Genomic DNA, 23,039 nt, shown 5'->3' with positions numbered 1-23,039 from the left:
TTCGACGGGATCCCGTTCACTCGGCACGGGCACGCGGACTCAGATCGCCGATCCGCCCCCGCCGACGATGTCGCGCAGCGCCTGCACGTGCGCCTCGAACGCCCGCGAGCCCGGGGCGGTCGCCCGCACCCAGGTGCGTGGGCGCGCGCCGACCTGACCCTTGCGGACGACCACATAGCCGACGGCCGACAGCGCCGCGATCGCCTTGCTCACTGCGGAATCGTTCGCCTGCAGCACGTGCGCGAGCGTCGCGAAGTCCATCTCCACGCCATCGCGCAACGCCGCCATCATCGAGAAGCGGATCGCTCCGGCGAAGGTGTCGTCGAGCCGCGTACGCGGATGCGGTTCAGGCATCGGAGCCCACCGGCCAGAGCGCGGCAGCGCCGAACACGAGGAGAACCGCTCCCCCGGCGACCATGCCGAACAGAACCGCTTCTGCGGGGCGGACCGCGCCGAGCACTGGCGCGATGAGCACGATCGCGGTCGACAGCGCGAACGCGACCCACTGCGGCGGGCGCCACATCGCGCCGAGCTCCGGGACCGCGTTGAGGAAACGCCCGGCGCCGGCGATGACCAATGCGATCACGGCGAGGATGACGACGAACGCGGAAGTTCCGCCGGGCGCGGCAGCCAACGGCCCGACCATCGCGATCGATCCCAACCCGAGACCGAAGAAGAACGTGGCGAACCGCCCTGCGACGTTCATCACCGCGTGCTCCGCCGGTGGCATCCGCGGCGCGCCCTTCGCCTCTCGCATCATCACGCCGGCAGCCCAGACACCGCTGCTGATCAGGAGGATGGATCCGATCACGGCGAGCACGACCGGTGCTTCCCCTCGTAAGAACGTGAGGAAGACAGCGACGACAAGAATCCCGGCCCCGACGGCCGAGAGCGCGTTCTGCACCGCACGCCGGGCACCGTGAAGCGCTGCCCGTGCGCGATACCGTTCGCGCAGCCCTCGGGCGAGCTGATCCCATAAGAGCACGACGACCAGTGTTGCGAGAGCCGGGATGGAATGCATGCTCACCGAGTCATCCCGGAGCGCCTGCACCAGAATCCATGACGTGAACGCCGCCGTGGGAATGATCGCATCGACGAGCAGGATCCCGCCCAGCCGACGCCGATCCAGCAGCTCGTCGCGTCGCGAGGAGATCCCGGATAGAGCATCGAGCGCCGCGCGGGCATCTTGGGGGGAACCGATCAGGCCGACGTCGTTGCCGCGTCCGTTCTCGCTCATGTCGCCCTCACTCATCCGTCGGTTCCGGCCGCACGCTCACGACGATGCTCACCACGAGGATCAGTGCGCCCAGCATGATGCTCACGGGGAATGCTGCGCCGGGGGCGATCGCCAACAGCATCACGACTGTTGCGGCGGCCCCGGCCCCGATGGCGAACATCGTCCATTGCGGCGCGTGCCACATCTCGCCGACGGCGGTGGCACGGCCGGAGAACTGACCGATCAGCACGACCACCGTCGCCGCGACACAGGTGAAGGCCGAGATCGTCGTCCCGAAACGCGGCTGCGCGCCCAGACCTGTCGCGACGATGCAGGCGGTGAGGACGATCCCGCAGATGACGGTCGTGATGCGCCCGGCCCTGGTGAACTCCGCATGCGGCGGCGCCGGTCTCCTATGCTGATCCCGCGCCGCGTGCGACAGGATCCGCCATGCCCAGAGTCCCGACGCCGCCGCGAACAGCGCCGGCAGACCGGCCCAGAGCGGGGACAGCGGGGCGACCGCGAGATCGACGATCATGATGCCCAGGAACGCGACCAGCGCGCCGACGATCAGGAGCACCTGCACCGTCCGCTGTCCTGCCGTCAGCGCCAGACGCGCGCCATAGCGCTCGCGGAGCCCCGGTACCAGCGACACCCAGGTGAGGTACACCGCGATCGCGCTCACGGGCGTCGTGGTAGATGTCCCTGCTCGACGCTGCAGCATCCATGCAGTGAGGAACACCAGGAAGTATGCGGCCAGTGCAACGCCCTCGATGATGGCGAGTCGGGCCAGCCGACGGCGGTCGATCACGATCTCACGCCGGGACTGCAGGCCGGGCAGCACATCCAGATAGGCCTGCGCGACGCGAGGATCCGGGGGCTCGAGCGGGTCCTGCCCGGGTATCGACTCCTGCTCCACGGTTCCCCCTCGATCCGTTCGTTCGCTTTCCACCAGGAAAGCTCATCTCACTTTCCTACAGGAAAGCATGCCTCCGGACAAGGGGGACAAAGGTCGAGGCCCGCCCCCACACCGTGGGACGGGCCTCGCAAGAATGTTTCGCGCGATTGTACGCTGGCTGCGCTGCTGCTTAGCGGCGGAGTCCGAGACGCTCGATCAACGACCGGTAGCGGTTGATGTCGACGTCCTGGAGGTAGCCGAGCAGACGACGGCGCTGACCGACGAGCAGGAACAGGCCACGACGCGAGTGGTGGTCGTGCTTGTGCTCCTTGAGGTGCTCGGTGAGGTCCTTGATGCGCTGCGTCAGCATGGCAACCTGCACCTCGGGGGATCCGGTGTCACCGGGGTGCGTCGCGTACTCTTCGATGATCGCCTTCTTGACGTCTGCTTCCAGTGCCATAGGTGATCCCCTTCCTCTTTGCTGCGCGGTGCCCGACGCCTGATGCGTGGGCTCTCTTTATCCGCGGCCGATCGAACGGCAACCGCACAAGTCTATCAGCACCGGGCGGCGCCGCGCGCCGCGCCGGATCCCGACCCGTCGCTCCGCCAGTACGCTCGATGGGTGAGTCACCTGATCGACCTGAGCCCGTTCCGGCGGAGTCCGGCGTTCGCCCGGATGTGGATCGGGTCCACCCTCAGCGGCATCGGCGGACAACTCACGGTCGTGACCGTCATGCTGCACGTGTTCGAGCTCACACAGAGCACCTTCGCCGTCTCCATGATCGCCGTCGCCGGCCTCGTGCCGATGATCCTCGCGGGTCTCTACGGCGGCATGCTCGCAGACGCCTTCGACCGCCGACGGGTCGCACTCATCGCCGCCGTGATCACCTTCGCCGCGACCGCCCTGCTGGCGACGCTCACCTGGACGCACCGGGAGACGATCTGGTGGCTCTACGCGCTGAGCATGATCATCGCCGCGGCGAACTCCGTCGGCATGGCCACGCGCACCGCGATCGTGCCCCGGCTGCTCCCCCGCGAACTGCTCGCGCCAGCCTCGGCGCTGAACGGCGTGGCATTCGGCATGACCGTGATGGCGGGCCCCGCCCTCGCCGGCGTCCTCGTCGCACTCACCGGTTACGGCTGGACCTACACGATCGACGTCATCCTGATGCTGTCCATGTTCCTCGGGTTGTGGACCCTGCCTGCACTGAAGCCGGAGGGCGAGATCGTGCGCCCAGGACTCGCCTCGCTCGTCGACGGCTGGAGCTTCCTTCGGCGCGCCGGCAACATCCGGATGCAGTACATCCTCGACATCTGCGCCATGACTTTCGGCCAGCCGCTGGCGCTCTTCCCTGCGCTCGGCACCGTGATCCTGGGCGGTGGTGCGGTCACCACGGGCCTGCTCACCGCGGCCGTCGCGGTCGGGACGTTCCTCTCGAGCCTGTTCTCCGGCCGCATCGTGCACTACCGGTGGCACGGTCGCGGCATCGCCAGGGCCGTGCAGGCCTATGGCTCGATGATCGCGCTGTTCGGCGCGGTGCTGCTCGCGGGCGCCCTGCTCCCGAGCTCGCCTGCGACCGCGGGCTCGCCGAACGTGCTGCTGATCGCGCTCGGCTGCGTCGCGCTGGCGTTCTCGGGCGCAGCCGACAACGTCAGCTCGATCTACCGCAACACCATGATGCAGGCCGCCGTGCCCGACGCCATGCGCGGTCGCCTGCAGGGCGTGTTCATCATCGTCGTCGCGGGCGGGCCGCGGCTCGGCGCGCTCTACGCCGGGGCACTGGCCTCGCTCACCGCACTGTGGTTCCCGCCGCTACTGGGCGGGCTGCTCGTGATCGGCCTCGTGGCGCTGTTCGTACGGCTGAGCCCGCGCTTCCGGGCCTACGACGCCGAGGATCCGCAGCCCTGAGCGCCCGTCGGCGACGGCTGCGGATCCTCCGGCTCGTCAGCGCTGTCCGGCGGGCTGGCGGATCGCCACGTTGATGCGGTTCCACACGTTGATCGCGCTGATCGCCAGGATCAGCGCGGACAGCTGCCGCTTGTCGAACTGGGCCGACACCTCGGCCCACAGCGCGTCGGGCACCGGATCCGCCGTGTCCGCGATCCGGGTGAGGGCCTCGGTGAGCGCGAGCGCCGCGCGCTCCCGCTCGGTGAACAGGGGCGCCTCACGCCAGGCGGCGACGCCGAAGACCCGCTCGTCGCCGGCGCCGTCGGCGCGCATCTCCTTGGAGTGCTCGATCGTGCACCAGCTGCATCCGTTGATCTGGCTGGCCCGCAGATGCACGAGATGCAGCAGCTCCTCCGGCAGATCACTCGAGCCCGCCACCCTGCTGAGTCCGGTGAGAGCGTCGAAGCCTCCCTCGAGCAGGAACGCCGGATGCGGCATCCGCGCTTTGATCGCGACGGCGGCCGTGGTGTCGATGGTCTGGTCGATGGTCATGTCAGACTCGTCCCGTTCTTCTCGTCAGATGCCGTCCCGATCCGGACGGTCACTCTGATGACACGCGGGCCGGAGGAGATGTGACATGACGGACGAGAATTCCCTCGCCCGGCGCTTCGAGGAGCACCGGCCGCGGCTGCGCCGGCTCGCGCAGCGCATGCTCGGATCCACCGCAGAGGCCGATGACATCGTGCAGGACGTGTGGTTGCGGGCTTCCGCAGCCGGCGCGGACGACGTGCAGAACCTCGGCGGCTGGTTGACCACGATCGCATCCCGCGCCTGCCTGAACGTGCTGCGTTCTCGCGCGTCGCGGGGCGAGATCCCGCTCGACAACGAAGCGACGAGTCCGGTCATCGAGACGGATGAGCGGGCACCGGATCCTGCGAACGAGGCACAGCGGGCCGAGGCCGTCGGCGCCGCACTCACGGTCGTGCACGAACGGCTCTCCCCCGCCGAGCGCGTCGCGTTCGTGCTGCACGACTCCTTCGACGTGCCCTTCGAGCAGATCGCGGAGCTGCTCGAGCGCTCCCCCGATGCGGTGCGGCAGCTGGCCAGCCGCGCGCGCCGCCGGGTGCGCTCGGCCGACATGGTCGGCATCCGCCCCGCCCGGGAACGACGTCCCGTCGTCGAGGCGTTCTTCGCGGCCGCCCGCGCGGGCGACTTCGACCGCCTGGTGTCGCTGCTCTCCCCCGAGGTCGAACTGCGGATCGAGCAGGGGCTCTCCGCCACGGCGCTCGTGCGCGGCAGTGCGGCCGTCGCAGGCCAGGCGCTCATGTTCGCCATCCCGGACGCCGTGCTCCTCCCGGTGCTGGTCGACGGCCTCCCCGGTGTCGTGGTCATGGTCGGCCGGCGCGCGGTGTCGGTGATGGCGTTCGACGTCGGCGGGGACAGGATCGCGGCGATCGACGCGTTCGCCGGCCCCGCGCGCTTGGCTGAGCTGACGCTGCCGCGCTGACGCCGGAAGCACGTCGGATCGTAGGGCGCCGATGTCGCCGGCCCGGTGCACACTGGCGGGATGAGCACCACGATCCGCACGACCACGCTGCCCCTGATCGGGCCGTACGACCTCCGCGAGGTCGCACTCATGGGATTCGGCCATCGCGACGAATCCGCCTTCGACGGCGTCATGCGGCTCGCGTTCTGCACCGATGCACTCGACGCCCAGGTCGGCGTCGAGGTGCGCCAGCAGGACGGCGCGCTCGCTCTGACGGCACACGGCGACGGCGACCTCGACGCGATCGCCGCGCAGGTGGCCCGCGTCGTCTCGGCCGACCACGACGGCGACGCGTGGGCGGCCGTGTGCGCTGCGGATCCGGTGCTCGCGCGCGTACACGCCGCGGCACCGGGCTTCCGACCGTCGAACTTCTACAGCCCGTACGAGGCCGCGGTGTGGGCGGTCCTCTCCGCCCGCCGTGCACGACGGCAGGGCATCGCACTGCGCCGGCGTCTTTCCGAGCAGCACGGCACGGTCTTCGCGCTCTCGGGACGGCACGAAGCCGCTCTGCCGCTGCCCGAGCAGCTGCTGGGAGTCGAGGAGTTCCCCGGACTGCCCGCGGACCGGATCCCCCGTCTGCACGCGATCGCCCGCGCGGCGCTGGACGGACAGCTCGACGTGCACCGGCTGGCCGGCATGACGCCCGAGGAGGCGATGCTCGACGTGCAACGTCTGCCCGGTATCGGCCCTTTCTACAGCGCGCTCATCGTGATCCGCGCGTGCGGGCTCGCCGACGTGCTGTCCACGCAGGAGGATCACACCCGCGCCGCGGTCCAGACGCTGTACGACCTCGATCACATGCCGGGCGACGCCGAGCTGGGACGGATCGCCGAAGCCTGGCGACCGTTCCGCACTTGGGCAGCCGTGTCGCTGCGAGCGGTCGGGAGCCGGCTCATCGATGGGCCTGCGGCGTGAACGGCGCCGGTGTAGCACCTCTACACGCGAAGGGCGGGCGCCGCACGATGCGGCACCCGCCCTTCGGATGGATCTGGATTACGCCTGCAGCGCGCCCTGCAGGTCGAGCGTGATCGTGACGTCCTTGCCGACGAGCACGCCGCCGGTCTCGAGCGCCGCGTTCCAGGTGAGGCCGAAGTCCTCGCGGTTGATGACGGCCTTCGCGGACGCGCCGGCCTTGTAGTTCCCGTACGGGTCGGATCCGAAGCCGCCGAAGTCGAGCTCGAAGGTGACCGGCTTGGTGACGCCGTGGATGGTCAGGTCGCCGTCGACGAACAGGTCGCCGCCCTCGGCGCGCGCGCCGGTGGAGACGAAGTCCATGGTCGGGTACTTCTCGGCATCGAAGAAGTCGGCCGACATCAGGTGGCCGTTACGGCCGGCGTCGCCGGTGTCGAGCGAGGTCACGTCGACGCTCGCCTCGACTCGCGCCTCGAGCGGGTTCTCCGGGGCGACCAGGGTCGCGCTCTTGACACCGAACGTGCCGCGCACCTTCGAGATCATCATGTGGCGGACGCTGAAGGTGACCTCGCTGTGGGCGGGGTCGAGGGTCCAGGTGCCGCTGCGGTAGCCGGGGATGTCGATGCTCATTGCTGCTCCTCGTACGAAGTTCTGGGCCACCGCTCCTGCGGCGACATCACGGTACAACTTACATTCACCTGAATGCATTCCCGGTCTGCCCAACTTTTTCCGAGGTCTTCCCGACACGACGAAGGCCCCGTCCGAGACGGGGCCTTCGCGATCGTTCTCGTCAGCCGACGGCGATGAGGTCGATGATGAAGATGAGGGTCTTCCCCCCGAGGAAGTGACCGGATCCGGCAGGTCCGTAGGCGAGCCGCGGCGGGATGATCAGCTCACGACGTCCACCGACCTTCATCCCCGGGATGCCCTCCTGCCAGCCCTGGATCAGGCCGCGCAGCGGGAACTGGATGGTCTCGCCGCGACCCCAGGAGGAATCGAACTCCTCGCCGGTGTCGTGCTCGACACCGGCGTAGTGCACAGTCACGGTGTCGCCGGGCTTCGCCTCGTCGCCGGTTCCCTCGATGATGTCGCGGATCACGAGCTCCGTGGGAGCGGGTCCGGTGGGGGCGTCGAACTCGGGCTTGGTGCGCTCAGTCATACGTCCATACAACCCGACGGTTTCGGTCCGGTCAACGCGAGGCACTGCGCCGACGGCGAACAGTGCTCGGCGTGCCTCGACGAGGATCGGAGACGCCCGAACCTTGACATCCCCGCGCCGCGGGTGCAACCTGTCTTCAGATCAACTCAGCGCCCGGAGGACTTGCAGGCATCGCCGCAGCACCGGGCGCTGAGTCTTGCTACGCGAGGGCTCACGGCCGCGTAGCGGACTTGAGCCCTCGCGTAGCAGGGTTGAGCGAGCGGAGCGAGCCGAAACCTCTCGCGTGCCCTCAGACCGAGAGCAGGGCCTCGCGCGCCGCGTGCGTACGCTGCAGCAGCACCTGCTCGTCCTGCGTCGCCAGCGGATCCCGTCCGGTGATGATGCGCTGCCGTACGGACGCCAGGGTGGTCGCATCCTTGATGAACCCGCGCATGACCGGACGGCGGTCGCCCCGCAGTCCCGACGCCCACTGCAGGCCGACGCGACGACCTGCCGGCGTCGCGAGCATCGACACCTCCTGCGGGGTGAACCACCCCGCCGTCGCGTAGTCGCTGAGCCGGGCAAAGGTGAGCCGCGCCTCCTCCTTGCGCAGCAGGATGATCACGATGATGAAGCCGACGAACAGCGGCACCTGCAGCACGAGATAGAGCACGAAGAAGTTGCCGATCATCGAAGAGCCGTTCCAGAGCGCGTGCAGTGCCATCGCGCCCAGCAGTCCGAGCGCGCCGAAACCGAGCGCACGCCCCGCCGAAGCTCCGCGACGCGCCGCGAGCCCGATCGCGAAGCCGGTCACCGACGTGAACATCGCGTGGGCGAAGGGCGACATGAGTCCGCGCAGCACGAACGTGACGGTCAGATCGGGCGCCCCGCCCTCGATGAGGCTGATCGCGAAGTACTGGATGTTCTCGGTGAAGGCGAATCCGGCGCCGACCAGGGCGCCGTAGACGATCCCGTCGATGGGGCCGTCGAAACTGCGACGCGCCATCACGAAGATCAGGAAGACGCCGAGGCCCTTCGCGGTCTCCTCGACCATCGGCGCCTGGAACACGGCCGTCAGATCGTCGCCGCGCTGTCCGAACAGCAGAGTGAGCAAGAGGTCGACGGCGAGAGCGAGACCCACGGAGGCGATCGCGCCCCAGGCGATCGCGAACGCGACCAGCGACTTCGGCTCCGGCTCCCATCGATCGATGAAGAACACGCCGAAGAACACGATCGTCAGCGGGACGAGCGCCAGGACCATGCCGATCATCGACGCCGCAGGGCCGAGCGCCCACACGAAGTAGGCGATGAGACCGAGAAGAACGAAACCGAGAGCGCCGAAGGCCCACACGGAGGCGTGCCGCCCCTTCGCGGACGGCACGGGAAGAGCAGGCACCGCCTGAACGGGAGCGGGCGGCGTGTACGCGTCGTAGGCGACGGCGCCGTGGTGCTCCGGCCGCTGCGCGAGCACCGAGCCGTAGACCGGCGCGATCGGCGTCGATGCCGTCTGCGGGTAGTTCTGGGGCTGGACGTACTGCGGCTGCTGAGCAAACTGCGGCGGCTGGTACGCGCCCACGGGCTGCTGCGGAACCTGCGGCGAGGTCTGCGCGGCGGAGGGCGGCTGGTACGGCGTCGATGCGGGCGTCGACGGGCGCGAGGCAGGGCGCTGCGCGGCGGGATCGCCGTGTCCTCCAAAGCTCATGCCCAAAGCCTAGAGGCTCGCCGCGGCAGGGCATCGGAAGCGCCCGGTAGCGTGGAGGCATGCGGTTCGCTCATCTGCGCCGTCCCGAATCCGACCTTCCCGCCCTCGCCGTCATCGACGGTGCCGGGGCGACGCTCGTCTCCGATCTCGTGGATCCGGCCCCTGCCACCCTCCAGCAGCTCATCGAAGGGGGCGACGTCCTTCTCGACGCCGTCCGCGACGCGCACGCCCGCGGCGAGGCTCCCGTGCACGCGCTGGACGGCTTCGCCTACAGCGCCGCGGTCCTCGCTCCGCCGGTCGTCCTGGCCGTCGGGCTCAACTACGCCGCGCACTCGAGCGAGCTCGGGCTGAAGACCGACACGGCACCGACGGTGTTCACCCTGTGGCCGAACTCCCTGGCCGGCCACGAGCAGACCACGTCGTGGCCGCGCGCGCTGTCGGAGTCCGTGGACTACGAGGCCGAACTCGGCGTCGTGATCGGCGCCGCTGCGAAGGACGTGTCCGCCGAGGACGCCCTGGACCACGTCTGGGGCTACACCGTCGTCAACGACATCACCGCGCGCGACATCCAGTTCGCCGAGGCGCAGTGGTCGCGCTGCAAGTCGTTCGACGGTTTCTCCCCCACCGGGCCGGTCGTCGTGACCGCCGACGAGATCCCCGATCCACAGGACCTGCACATCTGGACCGTCGTCGACGGTCACAGGGTGCAGGACGCCTCGACCGAGCAGATGGTGCGCCCCGTCTCCGCGCTCATCGCCCACCTGTCCCGCTCGCTCACGCTCCGTCCCGGAACCCTGATCTCGACCGGCAGCCCGGGCGGTGCCGGTTACTCCCGCGACCCGCAGATCTTCCTCCGCGACCGCTCGACCGTGACAGTCGGCATCGACGGGATCGGCGAGCTCACGACGCACTGCCGGATCCTGGACTGATCCTCCGCCGGAGCGAGGATCAGCAGCCGCAGCTGCCGCCCACGCGGAGGTCCGTCGCGAGCCTCACGGTGCGCGGCGGCGCAGTCCCGTCGCCGGGATCCGTCAGGAGCAGGTGGGCGGCGATGCGCCCCATCAGCTCCATCGGCTGACGCACTGTCGTCAGCGTCGGCGTCGGGAGCCGACTCGCCATGATGCCGTCGAAGCCCGTCACAAGCACGTCCTGGGGTACGCGGATCCCTTCGCCGCGGAGCACGTCCATCACGCGCAGCGCGGTCTGGTCGCTGCCGCAGACCAGGGCGCCGGGCAGCGTCCCTGCTGCAGCGCGGTCGCGCAGCACCGGGTAGGCGGGCGTCCGCTCCAGGTCGGCGTCGTCGAGGGTCTCGGCGCGAGCTCCCCGGATGTCCTGCACCGCGGCGAGGAACCCCTCGCGCCGCTCGTCCAGATCGTCCTCGGCAATGGCCCCGACCCATCCGAAGGATCCGACGCCGTGCACGTCGTGCAGGTGCTGCACGAGCATCCGCATGCCTCCGGCGTTGTCCACCGTGACGCGGTGGCCGATGCCCGCGCGCTTGCTCAGTTGCACGACCGGCACCCGCGCGGCCACCGCCTCGATCGCCGCCGCCGTCGAACGTCCGGGGAGGATCGCGAGACCGTCCACCCGGCCTGCGGTGTCGGCCAGGTCGGAGACGCCCACACCGCCGCTGGAGAGCAGCACCGCTGTGCCGTTGCGCTTGCACTCGAGCACGAAGCCTCGCTGCACCTCGTCGACGTACAGCGGGAAGGTGCGCGGATCGCTCTCCCGCTCGTCCGCGGCGACGTCCCAGGTGACCGTGTCCGCGTCGAGGTCGAGCTCGTCGAGGTCGACCCGGCCGGTGCCGTCCGCCGAAGGCGATGCACCGGGCTCCTGGTCGAGCAGCATGTCGAAGAGATGCAGCCCGAGCACTCCTGTGCGCCCGCGAGCGAGGCTCCGCGCCGATCCGCTCGGCACGTAGCCGATCTCACGCGCCGCTTCGAGGACGAGGCGGCGCGTGTCCTCGCGCACCCGGTCGGGCCGTCGGAACGCGAAGGAGACCGTCGCGATCGACACTCCGGCCCGCTGCGCCACGTCGTAGACGGTGGGTCGGCTCGACGCCATGAGCACCTCGCTTTCGGAGTGATTCTACTGAGCGCGCGGTCAGCCGATCGTCAGGCCGGTGCCGCGGCGGAAGACGGGGTCCTCGGTGCCGTCCGGCACGTCCGCGAACGCCGCCCGCACTGCGTCCATCGAACGCGGGATGTCGACGGGGAGCACGCCTCGCGGCGGGATCCGTCCGGAGAGCGCCGAGAGAAGGGCCGTGTCCGAGGTGCCGAACTCGACCACGATCGCAGCGGTGAACGGCACGAGCGGTGTGAGGATCGCAGGACGGTCGAGGTTCACGACGACCACGAGCGGGCAGTGCGCGGCGACCCGGCGCAGCCGCGCGACGAGGCCCGGCGGGAGCTCGAGGGAGCCCTGATGGAACCAGGCCTCCAGGAAGAGGTCGTCCCTTGGATCGAATGGCGCGGCGATCCGCACCACGGCGACGTCCGCATTCTCGAGAGCCGCGACGCGGTCCCCGTACTCGGCCAGCGCTTCGGTGGCGACGCCCTCGGCGTAGATCCTCGGATGCCCGTCGCGGAACAGCGGCAGCGTGCGTTCTCGGTTCTGCAGCACGGTGACGGACTCGGCCTGAGCGCGCTCCCCCGCGGCGCGGAACTCCGCGGCGCCGACGATGCGCTCGGCCTCGTCCTCGTCCACATACGGGTCGTCGAAGAGCCCGAGGCGGAACTTCACCAGCAGGATGCGCCGCGCCGACTGGTCGATCCGCTCCTCCGTCACCGCCCCCTCGGCGAGGAGATCGCTCAGCAGTTCGACGCACTCCTCGCCGCCGAACTGATCGACGCCGGCGTCCAGCAGTCGCAGCAGCCGTTCCCTCGGCGACAGCTCCTCGACGCCCCAGGCCCGCGCCGGCAGCACCTGATCTCCGACCTGGTTGTCGTTGATGAGCTCCCAGTCGCTCAGGACGACGCCGTCGTAGCCGAGCTCCTCGCGCAGCAGGCCGGTGACGATCTGCCGACTGTAGCTGAAGCCGACCTCCTCGATCGGCTCCCCGTGGCGCACCAGCCCCACCGGCATCCCGTAGTACGGCATGATCCCCGCCGTGCCGCGACGGATCGCCTCGACGAACGGACGCAGATGCTCCTCGAAGCGCCCACCGGGGTACACCTGCTCACGACCGTAGGGGAAGTGCGCGTCCTCGCCGTCCAGCTGAGGACCGCCGCCCGGGAAGTGCTTGGTGATGCAGGCGACGCTGTCGGGACCGAGGTGCGCACCTTGAAAGCCCTCGAGATACGCCCCGGTCATCTCGGCGACGCGCTCGGCGTCGTAGCCGAACGTCTGCGCCTGTCGCCCCCAGCGCGCCTCGGTCGGCAGATCCACCTGCGGGTGGAGGGCCATCCGGATCCCCACCGCGCGGTACTCCCTACCCGCGATCTCGGCGAACCTCCGCACCAGCTCGACGTCGTCCAGGGCGGCGAGCCCCAGGGGCTCCGGCCATTGCGAGAACGGGCCGGCGGCGAAGGCGACGCCCGAGTTCTCCACGAAGGCGTGCCGGGGGTCGGTGCTGATGGTGACCGGGATGCCGTGCGGGCTGCGGACCGCGAGCGCCTGGAGCCGGTTGTTCCACCGCGCACCCTCCCGCGCGGTACGCATGCCGTGCACGTTGAAATGCGTGAGGTGCTTGTCGAGTACGACCACCGAGGTCGGTGACTTCGAGATCGCGCCGGGCTCCTCGCGCAGCTCGCCCTCGTCGCCGATCTCGATGACGGTGTGGAACAGGAGCCCCGTCTTCTCCTCGATCGACAGGCGACCAAGCAGGTCCTCGACCCGCTCCTCGGCGCTCCGTCGCGGATCCTCGTACGGATCCAGCACTCCGTTGCCGTTGAGGTCGCGGAAGCGCACGCCCTCGTCCGTCGTCCGAAACTCATCCCTCATGGATGTCCCTCTCCCTCGTTGCGTCATTTCAAGCCCGTGGTGGCGACGCCCCGGATGAACCACCGCTGCAGGAAGACGAAGAGCAGCAGGATCGGGGCGATCACCAGCACGGAGCCTGCCAGCAGCAGCCCGTAGTCGGTGGCGTTCTGGCCCGTCGAGTACAGCGACAGGGCGACCGGCAGTGTGTACATGTCCTCGGTCTGCGCCGCCACGAGCGGCCACAGGAAGTTGTTCCAGGAGCCCAGGAAGGTCAGGATCCCGAGCGTCGCCAGTGGCGGTCCGCACAGCGGCATCACGACCGAGCGGAAGACCCGCCACTCCCCTGCGCCGTCCAGGCGCGCGGCCTCGAGCAGAGCGTCCGGGATCCCCGCCATGAACTGGCGCATCAGGAACACCCCGAGCGGCGCCGTGATGAAGGGCAGGATCAGCGCGGGATAGCTGTTGACCAGCCCGAGCTTGGACACCATCACGAACAGCGGCACGAAGGTCACCACGCCCGGCACCATGAGCGTGATCATGACGGCGCCGAACAGGATCCGCTTGCCGGGGAACTCCATCTTCGCGAGCGCATAGCCGACCATCGAGCAGAACACGAGGTTGCCGAGCACCGTCACGAGAGCCACGATCAGGCTGTTGCCGAAGAAGTGCCAGAAGTCGAGGGGCCCGAACCACTGCGCGTAGTTCTCCCCGGTCGGCGCCTGCGGCCACCAGGTCGGCGGACGGCGCAGGATCTCGCCCTGCGTCTTGACGGATCCGAGCACCATCCAGACGAAGGGGACGAGCCAGATCACCAGCCCGACCGTCAGCACGGCGTAGGACGTCGCCCGGCCGCTCAGCCGCCGGGCACGGCGGCGCCGGATCGGGGCTTCTGTCTGTGCGAGAGCCATGGGTCAGTCCTTCGATCGCAACAGGCGGAACTGCAGCAGGCTCACGAGCGCGATCACGAGGAACAGCACGTAGCTGGCCGCGGACGCGAGGCCGTACTCGCCGAATCCGAACTGCTGGTAGGTGTAGAACGCCACCGAGAGCGTCGAGTCCAGGGGGCCACCCTTGGTCATCACGAAGGACTCCTCGAAGAACTGCAGATATCCCACCGAGATGAGCACCGCTCCGAGGAGGAGCGTCGGGCGCAGCAGCGGCAGGGTAACCGAGATGAGCCGCCGCCAGGGCGACGCGCCGTCCATGATCGCCGCCTCCGTGACGTCCTCCGGCACGGCCTGGAGCCCGGCGAGGAAGATGACCATGAGCGTGCCGACGTTGCGCCACACCGCCATGAGGATGAGCGACGGCAGGGCGAAGGCGGGATCGTTCAGCCAGTTGGGCCCTGCGATGCCGATCGCCGCGAGCGCGGTGTTGAGCAGGCCGTCCGGCTGCAGGATGTAGCGCCAGACGACGGCGACGGCCACGATACTGGTGACCACGGGCGCGTAGAACCCGACCCGGAAGAAGGACACCAGACGTCCCTTGCCGCTGTTCAGGGCAAGGGCGAGGGCCAGCGCGACGATCATCGTGACGGGGATGCCCACCACCACGAACACGCCCGTGACCCCCAGCGAGGTGAGGAACCGCGGATCGCGGAAGAGCGCGACGTACTGCTGCAGACCGACGGCGTCCACGGCGAACGGCGAGCCGATGTCCCGGGCGGTGAAGTCGGTGAACGACATCGCGAACGAGCCCACGATCGGCACGATCATGAACACGCCGAAGACCAGCACGAACGGCAGGGCGAAGCCCCACGCAATGAGCGCCCGGCGGCGGCGGGCGGCCGCGAACATGCCCCCGCCCGCCCGGTCGTTCCGGCCGCCGGAGCCCGTCCGGGTTCCGGCGGCGGGGAGGACGGTGGACGTCATCTCACTTCAGTCCGATCGTGTCGGCGTCGGACTGCAGCTTCTTGAGCGCGTCCGCGACCGAGGTCCCGCCGCGGCGGATCGACTCGAGCGCCTGGTCGCCCTTGGCCGCCACCTGTACCCAGGAGGTCGTGACGGGCGGAGCCTTCGCCGTCTCCAGCTGGGTGCCGAAGGTCGACAGGCTCGTGTCGGAGGAGACGGACTTCTCCTGCCACGCGGCCTTGGCCGCGGGCAGATCGCCGGTCGCGGCGTAGAAATCGGCCTGTACCTTCGGATCCGTCAGCCAGCGCGCGAGCTTCCACGCCGAGCTGGCGTTCTTGCTGCCGTTGAAGATCACGAGGTTCGCACCGCCGCTGAACGACACCGAGGACTTGTCGGCCGGGAGCACCGCCGTGGCGTACTTGCTCGCGAAGTCCGCACCGCCGACCGAGGCCAGCTGGCCCCGGAGGAACGGCCCCTCCACGACCATCGGCGTGCTGCCGGCGACGAACTCGGACTCGACCGCCCCTGCGGACGTGTCGGCGTTCGGATCCGCGAGCTTCTTGTCGAAGAAGCTCTTGTAGTACTCGATGCCCTTGGTCATCTCGGGGGTGTCGAGCGTCCACTTCTTGCCATCGGTCACCTCAGCACCGGCCGACCACGGCATCCACAGCGCGCCCTGGAAGGAGTCGTTGCCGGCGGGCATGCGGATCCCCCACTTCGCCCCGCCCTGGGACTGCATGTCCGCCGCCATCTTCTGCAGCTCCTCCCAGGAGGCCGGAGCCTTGGTCCAGCCGGCCTTCGCGGCGATGTCGGTGCGGTAGTACAACACGCGCGTGTCGACGTACCAGGGGATGCCCGCGGCCCGGTCGCCGATCTTGGTGGAGCTCACCGCCGCGTCGAAGAACCCCGACGTGTCGATCCCGGCGGGGACGGTGCCGAAGGAGTCCCCGAAATCGGCCATCCAGGTGGTGCCCATCATCGCGATGTCCGGGGTGTTGCCGCCCGCGATCGCGGTCTGGATCTTGTTGTGCGCGGCGTCCCAGGGGATCGCGGTGACCTTGACGGTGACGCCGGGGTTCGCGTTCTCGAAGGTCTTGACGAAGTCGGGCAGGGCCTCCCCCTCGGCTCCCATGGCCCACATCGTGATCGTTCCCTTGGCCGGTGCGTCGTCGAGCTGCACCGCGGTGGCGCTGGGGGCGGAGGACCCGCCGTCCGCACGACCGCACCCCGTGAGTGCGAGGCCGATCGCTGCGAGAGCCGCGATCCCGGCCAGAGCTGTCCTGCTTTTCACGTCTTCCTCCTTGAAGCGTCCATCGGCTGAATCTAAGCGCATAGATTCTTGTCCTCCGTTGATCTAAGCGCATAGATTGCGAGAGCGCAAGGCCGAGAACGCCGAACGGCCCGCCACTCTACGAGTGGCGGGCCGTTCGGCGTGCGCGTCGGGTCAGGCCCCGGCGTCTACGTCCTTGGAGGGGATGACCGGGATCGCCGCGGTGATCGTCTCCAGCCCCGACAGGCGGGCCGGCGACAGCTGCTTGGCGACCTCATCGCGCGACATCAGACCTGCCTCGACCACGAGGTCGGCGACGTTGCGGTTGGTCAGCAGCGCGGTCTTGGCGAGGGCGGCCGAGGCGGCGTAGCCGATGAACGGCGTGAGCGCCGTGATCACGCCGACCGAGGACCCGACCATGGCGCCCAGGCGGTCGCGGTTCGCGGTGATACCGTCGACGCAGTTCACGCGCAGGGTCCACATCGCCTGGCGCATCCAGGTGATGGACTGGAAGATCGAGTGCGCGATCACCGGCTCGAATGCGTTGAGCTGCAGCTGACCGGCCTCGGAGGCCATCGTCACCGTCACGTCGGCTCCCGCGACCGCGAAGGCGACCTGGTTGACGACCTCCGGGATGACCGGGTTGACCTTGCCCGGCATGATGCTGGAGCCGGCCTGCATGGCAGGCAGGTTGATCTCACCGAGACCGGCCTGCGGGCCCGAGGAGAGCAGACGCAGGTCGTTGCAGATCTTGGAGAGCTTCATGGCGTTGCGCTTGAGCGACGAGGAGAACGACATGAAGGATCCGGTGTCGCTGGTGGCCTCGACGAGGTCGCTCGCGGTGGCCAGGTCCAGACCCGAGATCTCACGCAGGTGCTTCAGCACCGAGGCCGCATAGGCCGGGTGCGTCGTGATGCCGGTGCCGATCGCGGTGGCGCCCATGTTGATCTCGTACATGAGCCAGGCGTTCTCGGTGAGGCGCGTGTGGTCGTAGCCGAGGGTCGAGGCGAAGCCGTGGAACTCCTGGCCGAGGGTCATCGGGACGGCGTCCTGCAGCTGGGTGCGGCCCACCTTGAGCACGTCGTGGAACTCACGCGCCTTGTTCAGGAACGACACACGCAGCAGGTCGAGTTCGTCGAGCAGGGAGCGCAGGTTCAGCGACAGCCCGATCTTGACCGCTGTCGGGTAGACGTCGTTCGTCGACTGGCTGCGGTTGGTGTGGTCGATCGGCGAGAGGAACGCGTAGTCGCCCTTCTCACGGCCGGCCAGCTCGAGCGCGATGTTGGTGATGACCTCGTTCGCGTTCATGTTGGTCGAGGTGCCGGCGCCGCCCTGGATGACGCCGACGATGAACTGGTCGTGGAACTCGCCGTTGATCACCTTCTGCGCGGCGGCGTCGATGAGGTCCGCCTTCTCCGCGTCGAGCGTTCCGATCTCCTTGTTCGCACGCGCGCTGGCCTGCTTGACCATCGCGAGCGCCTCGATCAGCTCCGGGTAGACGGAGATCGGGCGCTTCGTGATCGGGAAGTTCTCGGCGGCGCGGAGCGTATGGATCCCCCAATACGCGTCGGCAGGGATCTCCTTGCTTCCCAGGGAGTCGGTTTCGGTACGGGTGGCAGGCGCAACGGCGGCCATGGACACATCCTCGTGGGTGATGGCGAACAGGGAAGGGGGATGCGTCCATCCTACCCGGGCACCCATCGCCGCTTCGGCGAAGTGCCGATAGCCGCCTCTCCGGTTCGGCGAAAGTCGCGGTGCCGACTCACCGCCCCGGCTTGCGCGAGAACGCCTCCAGCCGCTCCTCGGGCGTGAGCTGCGCCATCCGCTCGACCCATTCGGGGCTGAAGGTGTCGACGGGCGTCGCCTCGACCACGGGGACGACGGTGTGCGTGATCGTCTCGGGCCGCACGTGCACGAGCTGGAAGGACTGGGCCGCGTCCATGCCGTTGACCCGGTCGCCCGGGCTGGCGACATCCATGGTGTAGCAGGTGGCGGATGCCACGCTCACGGGGATGCCCGCGAACGTCGCGTGCATCGAATAGTGCAGGTGCCCCGCGAGTATCCCGCGGACGTCGGATCCGCGCAGCACCTCGGCGAGTTCGTCCTGATGGCGAAGCTCGAGGATGTCGAAGAACGGGATGTGGCTGGGCACCGGCGGATGGTGCATCGCGAGCAGCGTGCCGTGCGGTGCGGGCGTGCGCAGCTGGTCGGCCAGCCACGCGCGCTGCTCCGCATCGACGTCGCCGTGGTGCCAGCCGGGGACCGTGGAGTCCAGCGCGAGCACGCGCAGACCGTTCAGATCCCAGACGCCGGTGACCGGCTCCTCGCTGGGCGCGACGTCGAGCAGATGCTCTCGCATCGCCGGGCGCTCGTCGTGATTGCCGGGCACCCAGATCACCGGGGCGCCCAGTCGTTCGGACACGGGCTCCACCACCGCGCGCAGCCGACGGTAGGCGTCCGGCTCGCCGAGATCGGCCAGATCGCCGGTCACGACGATCGCGTCAGGTCTGTCCGTCGCGCTCTCGATCGCCGCGAGTGTACGCGCCAGGGTGCGGTCCACGTCGAAGCGTCCGCCCAGCGCCGCTCCCCCGGCCAGCAGGTGCGGGTCGCTCACGTGCACCAGGGTGTGCGTGGGCGGGGCGTAACGGCCGAACTGCACTGTCATGGTTCTCAGGCTAACGCCGCGACGGCGGCCTCCCCGGACGGCGCCGCGCAGGCCCGGGCGGGCACTACTTCACGACGATGAGCAGGATGCCGCCGAGCACCGCCGCCGCGCAGACGGCGAAGCACGCGTAGGCGGCGATCCGGGCCAGCGTCTTCTGGGCGACCGTGAGCGGGCTCTTGCGGGCGGCCTTCGCGGCCGCCTTCGCGGCGCGCTTGGCCTCCTTCTCGCTGATCACCGTGATCGCGTCCGTGAACTCGGCGGGTGTGACCACGGGAACCCTGCCCGCGCGCACGAGCAGGCGAAGGCCGAGCGCGTAGAAGCCCACGACGAGGAGGGTGCCGACGAGCGCGGCGCCGAGCACTTGGAAGAACGCCTCCCAGTGGATGACGACGGTCATCGTCCCGTCCCCTTCTCCTTGGCCTTCGCGCGTTCACGGGCGCGTTGCGCCCTGGCCTGGCGCGGGGTCAGCGGCGGTTCCTCGGGCACCTCGATGGCGAGACCGGAGTCGGCGACCTCGCTGAACGCGTTGTTGGCCGTGACGGCGTTGCGGCGCGAGCGCAGGAACAGCGCGATGATCACTGCGAGGGCGAGGATCGCATCGATCAGGACGCCCCAGCCGCCGCCGACGACCACGATGAACGCGGCGATCGCTCCGACCAGACCCGCCGCGGGAAGCGTGAGCACCCATCCGATCGCGATGCGGCCGGCGGTGCGCCAGCGCACGGCCGAGCCGCGCCGGCCGAGTCCGGATCCGATCACGGATCCCGAGGCGACCTGAGTGGTGGACAGCGCGAAGCCGAGCGCGCTGGAGGCGAGGATGGTCGCCGCGGTGGAGGTCTCCGCCGCGAAGCCCTGTGCCGGCTTGACGTCGGTCAGGCCCTTGCCGAGGGTGCGGATGATGCGCCAGCCGCCGAGATAGGTGCCCAGCGCGATCGTGAACGCGCACGCGACGATCACGTAGATATGCGGCTGGTGGTCGCCCTGCGCCTGCCAGCCGACCGAGATCAGCGCCAGAGTGATCACGCCCATGGTCTTCTGCGCGTCGTTCGTGCCGTGTGCCAGCGCGACGAGCGAGGACGTGAAGATCTGTCCCCAGCGGAAGCCGCTCCGCCCATCGGGCCTGCCGTCGTACCGACGCGTGATCAGATACGCGAGCTTGGTGGCGAGATAGGCGATCAGACCGGCCGTGAGGGGCGCGATGAGCGCCGGCAGCACGACCTTGGACAGCACGACGCCGAAGTTGATGCCGCTGAGCCCGACGCCGACCAGCGTGGCGCCGATCAGTCCGCCGAACAGCGCGTGCGACGAGCTGGACGGCAGTCCGAGCAGCCAGGTCAGCATGTTCCAGGTGATCGCGCCGATGAGGCCGGCGAAGATGAGCGACGGCATGAGATGCGCGGTGCTCGAATCCTCCTGGATGATGCCGCCGGAAACGGTCGCGGCGACCTCGGTGGACAGGAAGGCGCCGACGAGATTCAGTCCGGCCGCGAGCATCACCGCGGTCCGCGGCTTGAGCGCACCCGTCGCGATCGGGGTGGCCATGGCGTTCGCCGTGTCATGGAACCCGTTGGTGAAGTCGAAGAAGAGTGCCAGCAGGATCACCAGCACGACGATGAGGGCTGCGGTTTCCACCGTTCGCTTTCGTAAGTGGAGGGACGTGACGAACGAAGAGTTCACCGGGAGTACAGCATCCGTTAACGGGCCGGTTGAATCCTCCCATCCCGACCCAGGCCGGTCAACTCGACGCCATCCGCCGCCGCGAAGGACCTCGGCCGAGCCGCAGCGGCTAGCGTTGTGCTGTGACCTCCGTCCCCGCCACCTCGGCTCCTTCCACCCCCGTCCCGCCCCGCGCAGCCCGCCGCTCGCTGATCCGCACGCATCACGGGGACGTGTTCGACGATCCTTACGACTGGCTGCGCGCGAAGGACGATTCCGAGGTGATCGCGCACCTCGAGGCCGAGAACGCCTATACCGACGCGCGTCTGGCGCACCTCGAGCCGCTGCGCGAGACGTTGTTCCAGGAGATCAAGGGACGCGTGCAGGAGTCCGATCTGTCGGTCCCCACCCGGCGCGGCGACTGGTGGTACTACGGCCGCACCGTCGAGGGGCAGCAGTACGGCCTGCAGTGCCGTGCGGCGGTCTCCTCCCCTGACGACTGGACCCCGCCGGTGCTGGACGCTGCGACACCCGTCGCCGGCGAGCAGGTCCTGCTCGACGGCAATGTCGAGGCGGAGGGGCACGAGTTCTTCGCGATGGGCGCGTTCGACGTCTCGGACGACGCGACCCGGCTGCTCTGGTCGACGGACTTCGAGGGCGACGAGCGCTACACCGTGCACGTCCGCGACCTGCGGTCGGGCGAGACCCTGCCCGATGAGATCCCCGGAACGTCCGGCGCCTTCTTCACGCCCGACGGCGCCGCGATCATCTACACCACCGTCGACGACTCCTGGCGCCCGGACACCCTGTGGCTGCACCGGATCGGCACGCCCGTGACCGACGACGTGCAGCTGTTCCACGAGCCCGACGAGCGGTTCTGGCTCGGCGCCGGGATCACCCGGAGCCGCCGTTACCTCGTGATCGGCGTGGGCTCCAGCATCACGAGCGAGGAGCACCTCGTCGATCTGGACGACCTCACCGCACCGCCGCGCGTGGTCTGGCCGCGGCGCGAGGGCGTCGAGTACGCGGTCGAGCACGCCGTGGTCGACGACCACGACGAACTGCTCATCCTGCACAACGACGACGCGCTGGACTTCGAGCTCGTCGCGGTCTCCGTGTCCGACCCCGAGGGCGAGCGCCGGGCGATCCTGCCGCACACCCCGGGCCGCCGGCTGCTGGACGTGGACGCGTTCCGCGACGTCACCGTCGTGGCCTACCGCTTCGAAGGGCTCGAGCGCATCGCACTGATGGATCCGGCGACGGGGGCGCTGGACGAGCTCGGCTTCGATGAGCCGCTGTACTCGGCGGGCTTCGGCGGCAACCCCGAGTGGGCCGCGCCGTTCCTGCGCCTCGGCTACGGCTCGTTCGTCACCCCCTCCACCGTCTACGACCTGGAGTTGGCGACCCGCGCGCTGCACCTGCGCAAGCGCCAGCCCGTGCTCGGCGGCTACGACCCGGCCGACTACGGACAGCGCCGCGATTGGGCGATCGCCCCGGACGGTGCGCGCATCCCGGTCTCACTGGTGTGGAAGCGCTCCTTCGGCGAGCCCGGGGCCGAGCCCCGCGCCGTGCACCTCTACGGCTACGGATCCTACGAGCACTCGATCGACCCCGGCTTCTCGGTCATGCGCCTGTCGGCCCTGGACCGCGGCGTGGTCTTCGCGGTCGCGCACGTGCGCGGCGGCGGTGAGATGGGTCGGCAGTGGTACGAAGACGGCAAGCTCGGGCAGAAGGCCAACTCGTTCACCGACTTCGTCGCGTGCGCGCGCCATCTGGTCGAGACCGGCATCACCGCCCCGGACCGGATGGTCGCGGAGGGCGGCAGCGCGGGCGGTCTGCTCATGGGCGCCGTCGCGAACCTCGCCCCCGAGCTGTTCCGCGGCATCCTCGCCTCGGTGCCGTTCGTGGATGCGCTGACGACGATCCTGGATCCGTCCCTCCCCCTCACCGTGATCGAGTGGGACGAGTGGGGCGACCCGCTGCACGACCCCGAGGTGTACGCGTACATGAAGTCGTACTCGCCGTACGAGAACGTGCGCGACGGCGTGGCCTACCCGTCGATCCTCGCCGTCACCTCACTCAACGACACGCGCGTGCTCTACGTGGAGCCCGCCAAGTGGGTGGCCCGCCTGCGCGACGCAGGGGCGGACGACGTGCTGCTCAAGTGCGAGATGGTGGCCGGCCACGGCGGCGTCAGCGGCCGCTACAACTCCTGGCGCGAGCGCGCCTTCGAGCTGGCCTGGATCCTGGACCGCCTGGGCGTCGCCGACTGACGAGCGCGACGAGCGCCCCGGGACCGGCCCGGCGGCCGGCCGGTCAGTTGGATCTGTGTCCCGAGATCAGGACGAGCGACCGAGATCAGGAGGATCCGCCGGAT

The 23,039-nt window shown here is 69.5% G+C and carries 22 protein-coding genes; 5 read left to right on the top strand and 17 right to left on the bottom strand.

Annotation, left to right across the window (positions count from 1 at the left end):
- Positions 1 to 39 precede the first annotated feature (39 nt).
- From LXM50_RS02710 to rpsO, 4 genes are all read right to left on the bottom strand, one after another.
- Positions 40 to 354, bottom strand: a complete 315-nt coding sequence (locus tag LXM50_RS02710; RefSeq protein WP_233309607.1) for a transcriptional regulator — start codon at positions 352 to 354, stop codon at positions 40 to 42.
- Positions 347 to 1,237 carry a hypothetical protein gene (locus tag LXM50_RS02705; protein WP_233309605.1) on the bottom strand — a complete coding sequence of 297 codons (891 nt, stop codon included), beginning with the start codon at positions 1,235 to 1,237 and terminating at the stop codon, positions 347 to 349. Before LXM50_RS02705 ends, LXM50_RS02710 begins: the two co-directional genes overlap by 8 nt.
- Before the next feature lie 7 nt (positions 1,238 to 1,244).
- Positions 1,245 to 2,135 carry a hypothetical protein gene (locus LXM50_RS02700; RefSeq protein ID WP_233309603.1) on the bottom strand — a complete coding sequence of 297 codons (891 nt, stop codon included), beginning with the start codon at positions 2,133 to 2,135 and terminating at the stop codon, positions 1,245 to 1,247.
- Positions 2,136 to 2,304: 169 nt separating this feature from the next.
- Positions 2,305 to 2,574, bottom strand: a complete 270-nt coding sequence (gene rpsO / locus LXM50_RS02695; RefSeq protein WP_018187174.1) for a 30S ribosomal protein S15 — start codon at positions 2,572 to 2,574, stop codon at positions 2,305 to 2,307.
- 216 nt (positions 2,575 to 2,790) lie between these two features.
- Between rpsO and LXM50_RS02690 the strand changes: the two genes are divergently transcribed.
- On the top strand, positions 2,791 to 4,023 hold the full coding sequence (locus LXM50_RS02690) for an MFS transporter (protein ID WP_233310078.1): 1,233 nt from the start codon (positions 2,791 to 2,793) through the stop codon (positions 4,021 to 4,023).
- Positions 4,024 to 4,059: 36 nt separating this feature from the next.
- On the opposite strand, the gene LXM50_RS02685 is transcribed toward LXM50_RS02690, so the two are convergent.
- Entirely contained in the window at positions 4,060 to 4,554 is a 495-nt protein-coding gene (locus tag LXM50_RS02685) for a carboxymuconolactone decarboxylase family protein (protein ID WP_233309602.1), read from the bottom strand.
- An 85-nt stretch (positions 4,555 to 4,639) separates the two neighbouring features.
- On the opposite strand from LXM50_RS02685, the gene LXM50_RS02680 reads away from it, so the two are divergent.
- Both LXM50_RS02680 and LXM50_RS02675 read left to right on the top strand, forming a co-directional pair.
- Positions 4,640 to 5,509, top strand: a complete 870-nt coding sequence (locus tag LXM50_RS02680) for a sigma-70 family RNA polymerase sigma factor (RefSeq protein WP_233309601.1) — start codon at positions 4,640 to 4,642, stop codon at positions 5,507 to 5,509.
- A 60-nt stretch (positions 5,510 to 5,569) separates the two neighbouring features.
- Positions 5,570 to 6,463 (top strand): DNA-3-methyladenine glycosylase, encoded by an 894-nt coding sequence (locus LXM50_RS02675; protein WP_233309600.1) that lies wholly within the window; start codon positions 5,570 to 5,572, stop codon positions 6,461 to 6,463.
- A 78-nt stretch (positions 6,464 to 6,541) separates the two neighbouring features.
- Here the strand turns inward: LXM50_RS02675 and LXM50_RS02670 are convergent, their stop codons facing one another.
- The 3 genes from LXM50_RS02670 to LXM50_RS02660 all read right to left on the bottom strand — a co-directional run bounded on the left by LXM50_RS02670 (position 6,542) and on the right by LXM50_RS02660 (position 9,300).
- Entirely contained in the window at positions 6,542 to 7,090 is a 549-nt protein-coding gene (locus LXM50_RS02670; RefSeq protein WP_233309598.1) for a YceI family protein, read from the bottom strand.
- Positions 7,091 to 7,250: 160 nt separating this feature from the next.
- Positions 7,251 to 7,619 (bottom strand): FKBP-type peptidyl-prolyl cis-trans isomerase, encoded by a 369-nt coding sequence (locus tag LXM50_RS02665; RefSeq protein WP_233309597.1) that lies wholly within the window; start codon positions 7,617 to 7,619, stop codon positions 7,251 to 7,253.
- Positions 7,620 to 7,908: 289 nt separating this feature from the next.
- On the bottom strand, positions 7,909 to 9,300 hold the full coding sequence (locus LXM50_RS02660) for a PrsW family intramembrane metalloprotease (RefSeq protein ID WP_233309595.1): 1,392 nt from the start codon (positions 9,298 to 9,300) through the stop codon (positions 7,909 to 7,911).
- A 59-nt stretch (positions 9,301 to 9,359) separates the two neighbouring features.
- Between LXM50_RS02660 and LXM50_RS02655 the strand changes: the two genes are divergently transcribed.
- Complete coding sequence (locus tag LXM50_RS02655) at positions 9,360 to 10,229, top strand: fumarylacetoacetate hydrolase family protein (protein ID WP_233309594.1); 870 nt, start codon at positions 9,360 to 9,362, stop codon at positions 10,227 to 10,229.
- Positions 10,230 to 10,248: 19 nt separating this feature from the next.
- Here the strand turns inward: LXM50_RS02655 and LXM50_RS02650 are convergent, their stop codons facing one another.
- The 9 genes from LXM50_RS02650 to LXM50_RS02610 form a co-directional block, all read right to left on the bottom strand.
- Positions 10,249 to 11,364, bottom strand: a complete 1,116-nt coding sequence (locus LXM50_RS02650) for a LacI family DNA-binding transcriptional regulator (protein ID WP_233309592.1) — start codon at positions 11,362 to 11,364, stop codon at positions 10,249 to 10,251.
- 39 nt (positions 11,365 to 11,403) lie between these two features.
- Positions 11,404 to 13,242, bottom strand: coding sequence for a glycoside hydrolase family 3 protein (locus LXM50_RS02645; protein ID WP_233309589.1), 1,839 nt, complete (start codon positions 13,240 to 13,242; stop codon positions 11,404 to 11,406).
- A 23-nt stretch (positions 13,243 to 13,265) separates the two neighbouring features.
- Positions 13,266 to 14,129, bottom strand: coding sequence for a carbohydrate ABC transporter permease (locus LXM50_RS02640; protein WP_233309587.1), 864 nt, complete (start codon positions 14,127 to 14,129; stop codon positions 13,266 to 13,268).
- A gap of 3 nt (positions 14,130 to 14,132) precedes the next feature.
- Positions 14,133 to 15,092 (bottom strand): carbohydrate ABC transporter permease, encoded by a 960-nt coding sequence (locus LXM50_RS02635; RefSeq protein ID WP_374107794.1) that lies wholly within the window; start codon positions 15,090 to 15,092, stop codon positions 14,133 to 14,135.
- Between the two features lies 1 nt (position 15,093).
- Positions 15,094 to 16,362, bottom strand: a complete 1,269-nt coding sequence (locus tag LXM50_RS02630; protein WP_233309585.1) for an extracellular solute-binding protein — start codon at positions 16,360 to 16,362, stop codon at positions 15,094 to 15,096.
- Positions 16,363 to 16,515: 153 nt separating this feature from the next.
- Positions 16,516 to 17,976: an aspartate ammonia-lyase gene (locus LXM50_RS02625; RefSeq protein ID WP_233309583.1), complete on the bottom strand. Its 1,461-nt coding sequence runs from the start codon at positions 17,974 to 17,976 to the stop codon at positions 16,516 to 16,518.
- A 127-nt stretch (positions 17,977 to 18,103) separates the two neighbouring features.
- Positions 18,104 to 19,006: a metallophosphoesterase gene (locus LXM50_RS02620; protein WP_233309582.1), complete on the bottom strand. Its 903-nt coding sequence runs from the start codon at positions 19,004 to 19,006 to the stop codon at positions 18,104 to 18,106.
- 64 nt (positions 19,007 to 19,070) lie between these two features.
- Positions 19,071 to 19,403, bottom strand: a complete 333-nt coding sequence (locus LXM50_RS02615; protein ID WP_233309581.1) for a peptidase — start codon at positions 19,401 to 19,403, stop codon at positions 19,071 to 19,073.
- Positions 19,400 to 20,638: an inorganic phosphate transporter gene (locus LXM50_RS02610; RefSeq protein WP_233309579.1), complete on the bottom strand. Its 1,239-nt coding sequence runs from the start codon at positions 20,636 to 20,638 to the stop codon at positions 19,400 to 19,402. Before LXM50_RS02610 ends, LXM50_RS02615 begins: the two co-directional genes overlap by 4 nt.
- Positions 20,639 to 20,805: 167 nt before the next feature.
- Here LXM50_RS02610 and LXM50_RS02605 point away from each other — a divergent pair, with 167 nt between their 5' ends.
- Complete coding sequence (locus LXM50_RS02605) at positions 20,806 to 22,935, top strand: S9 family peptidase (protein WP_233309577.1); 2,130 nt, start codon at positions 20,806 to 20,808, stop codon at positions 22,933 to 22,935.
- Positions 22,936 to 23,039 lie beyond the last annotated feature (104 nt).

This window comes from Microbacterium sp. Au-Mic1, from assembly GCF_021341785.1.
In the GTDB taxonomy this organism is placed as follows: Bacteria; Actinomycetota; Actinomycetes; order Actinomycetales; family Microbacteriaceae; genus Microbacterium.
The sequence above is the reverse complement of the archived record's forward strand: the minus strand, read 5'-3'. Positions and strand labels throughout refer to the sequence as shown.

What these genes read in the sequence shown, in the direction of transcription:
- LXM50_RS02710 (WP_233309607.1), bottom strand. Translation starts at nt 354, where the DNA reads ATGCCTGAACCGCATCCGCGTACGCGGCTCGACGACACCTTCGCCGGA.
- LXM50_RS02705 (WP_233309605.1), bottom strand. Translation starts at nt 1,237, where the DNA reads ATGAGCGAGAACGGACGCGGCAACGACGTCGGCCTGATCGGTTCCCCC.
- rpsO (WP_018187174.1), bottom strand. Translation starts at nt 2,574, where the DNA reads ATGGCACTGGAAGCAGACGTCAAGAAGGCGATCATCGAAGAGTACGCG.
- LXM50_RS02690 (WP_233310078.1), top strand. Translation starts at nt 2,791, where the DNA reads ATGTGGATCGGGTCCACCCTCAGCGGCATCGGCGGACAACTCACGGTC.
- LXM50_RS02685 (WP_233309602.1), bottom strand. Translation starts at nt 4,554, where the DNA reads ATGACCATCGACCAGACCATCGACACCACGGCCGCCGTCGCGATCAAA.
- LXM50_RS02680 (WP_233309601.1), top strand. Translation starts at nt 4,640, where the DNA reads ATGACGGACGAGAATTCCCTCGCCCGGCGCTTCGAGGAGCACCGGCCG.
- LXM50_RS02675 (WP_233309600.1), top strand. Translation starts at nt 5,570, where the DNA reads ATGAGCACCACGATCCGCACGACCACGCTGCCCCTGATCGGGCCGTAC.
- LXM50_RS02670 (WP_233309598.1), bottom strand. Translation starts at nt 7,090, where the DNA reads ATGAGCATCGACATCCCCGGCTACCGCAGCGGCACCTGGACCCTCGAC.
- LXM50_RS02665 (WP_233309597.1), bottom strand. Translation starts at nt 7,619, where the DNA reads ATGACTGAGCGCACCAAGCCCGAGTTCGACGCCCCCACCGGACCCGCT.
- LXM50_RS02660 (WP_233309595.1), bottom strand. Translation starts at nt 9,300, where the DNA reads ATGAGCTTTGGAGGACACGGCGATCCCGCCGCGCAGCGCCCTGCCTCG.
- LXM50_RS02655 (WP_233309594.1), top strand. Translation starts at nt 9,360, where the DNA reads ATGCGGTTCGCTCATCTGCGCCGTCCCGAATCCGACCTTCCCGCCCTC.
- LXM50_RS02650 (WP_233309592.1), bottom strand. Translation starts at nt 11,364, where the DNA reads ATGGCGTCGAGCCGACCCACCGTCTACGACGTGGCGCAGCGGGCCGGA.
- LXM50_RS02645 (WP_233309589.1), bottom strand. Translation starts at nt 13,242, where the DNA reads ATGAGGGATGAGTTTCGGACGACGGACGAGGGCGTGCGCTTCCGCGAC.
- LXM50_RS02640 (WP_233309587.1), bottom strand. Translation starts at nt 14,129, where the DNA reads ATGGCTCTCGCACAGACAGAAGCCCCGATCCGGCGCCGCCGTGCCCGG.
- LXM50_RS02635 (WP_374107794.1), bottom strand. Translation starts at nt 15,092, where the DNA reads ATGACGTCCACCGTCCTCCCCGCCGCCGGAACCCGGACGGGCTCCGGC.
- LXM50_RS02625 (WP_233309583.1), bottom strand. Translation starts at nt 17,976, where the DNA reads ATGGCCGCCGTTGCGCCTGCCACCCGTACCGAAACCGACTCCCTGGGA.
- LXM50_RS02620 (WP_233309582.1), bottom strand. Translation starts at nt 19,006, where the DNA reads ATGACAGTGCAGTTCGGCCGTTACGCCCCGCCCACGCACACCCTGGTG.
- LXM50_RS02615 (WP_233309581.1), bottom strand. Translation starts at nt 19,403, where the DNA reads ATGACCGTCGTCATCCACTGGGAGGCGTTCTTCCAAGTGCTCGGCGCC.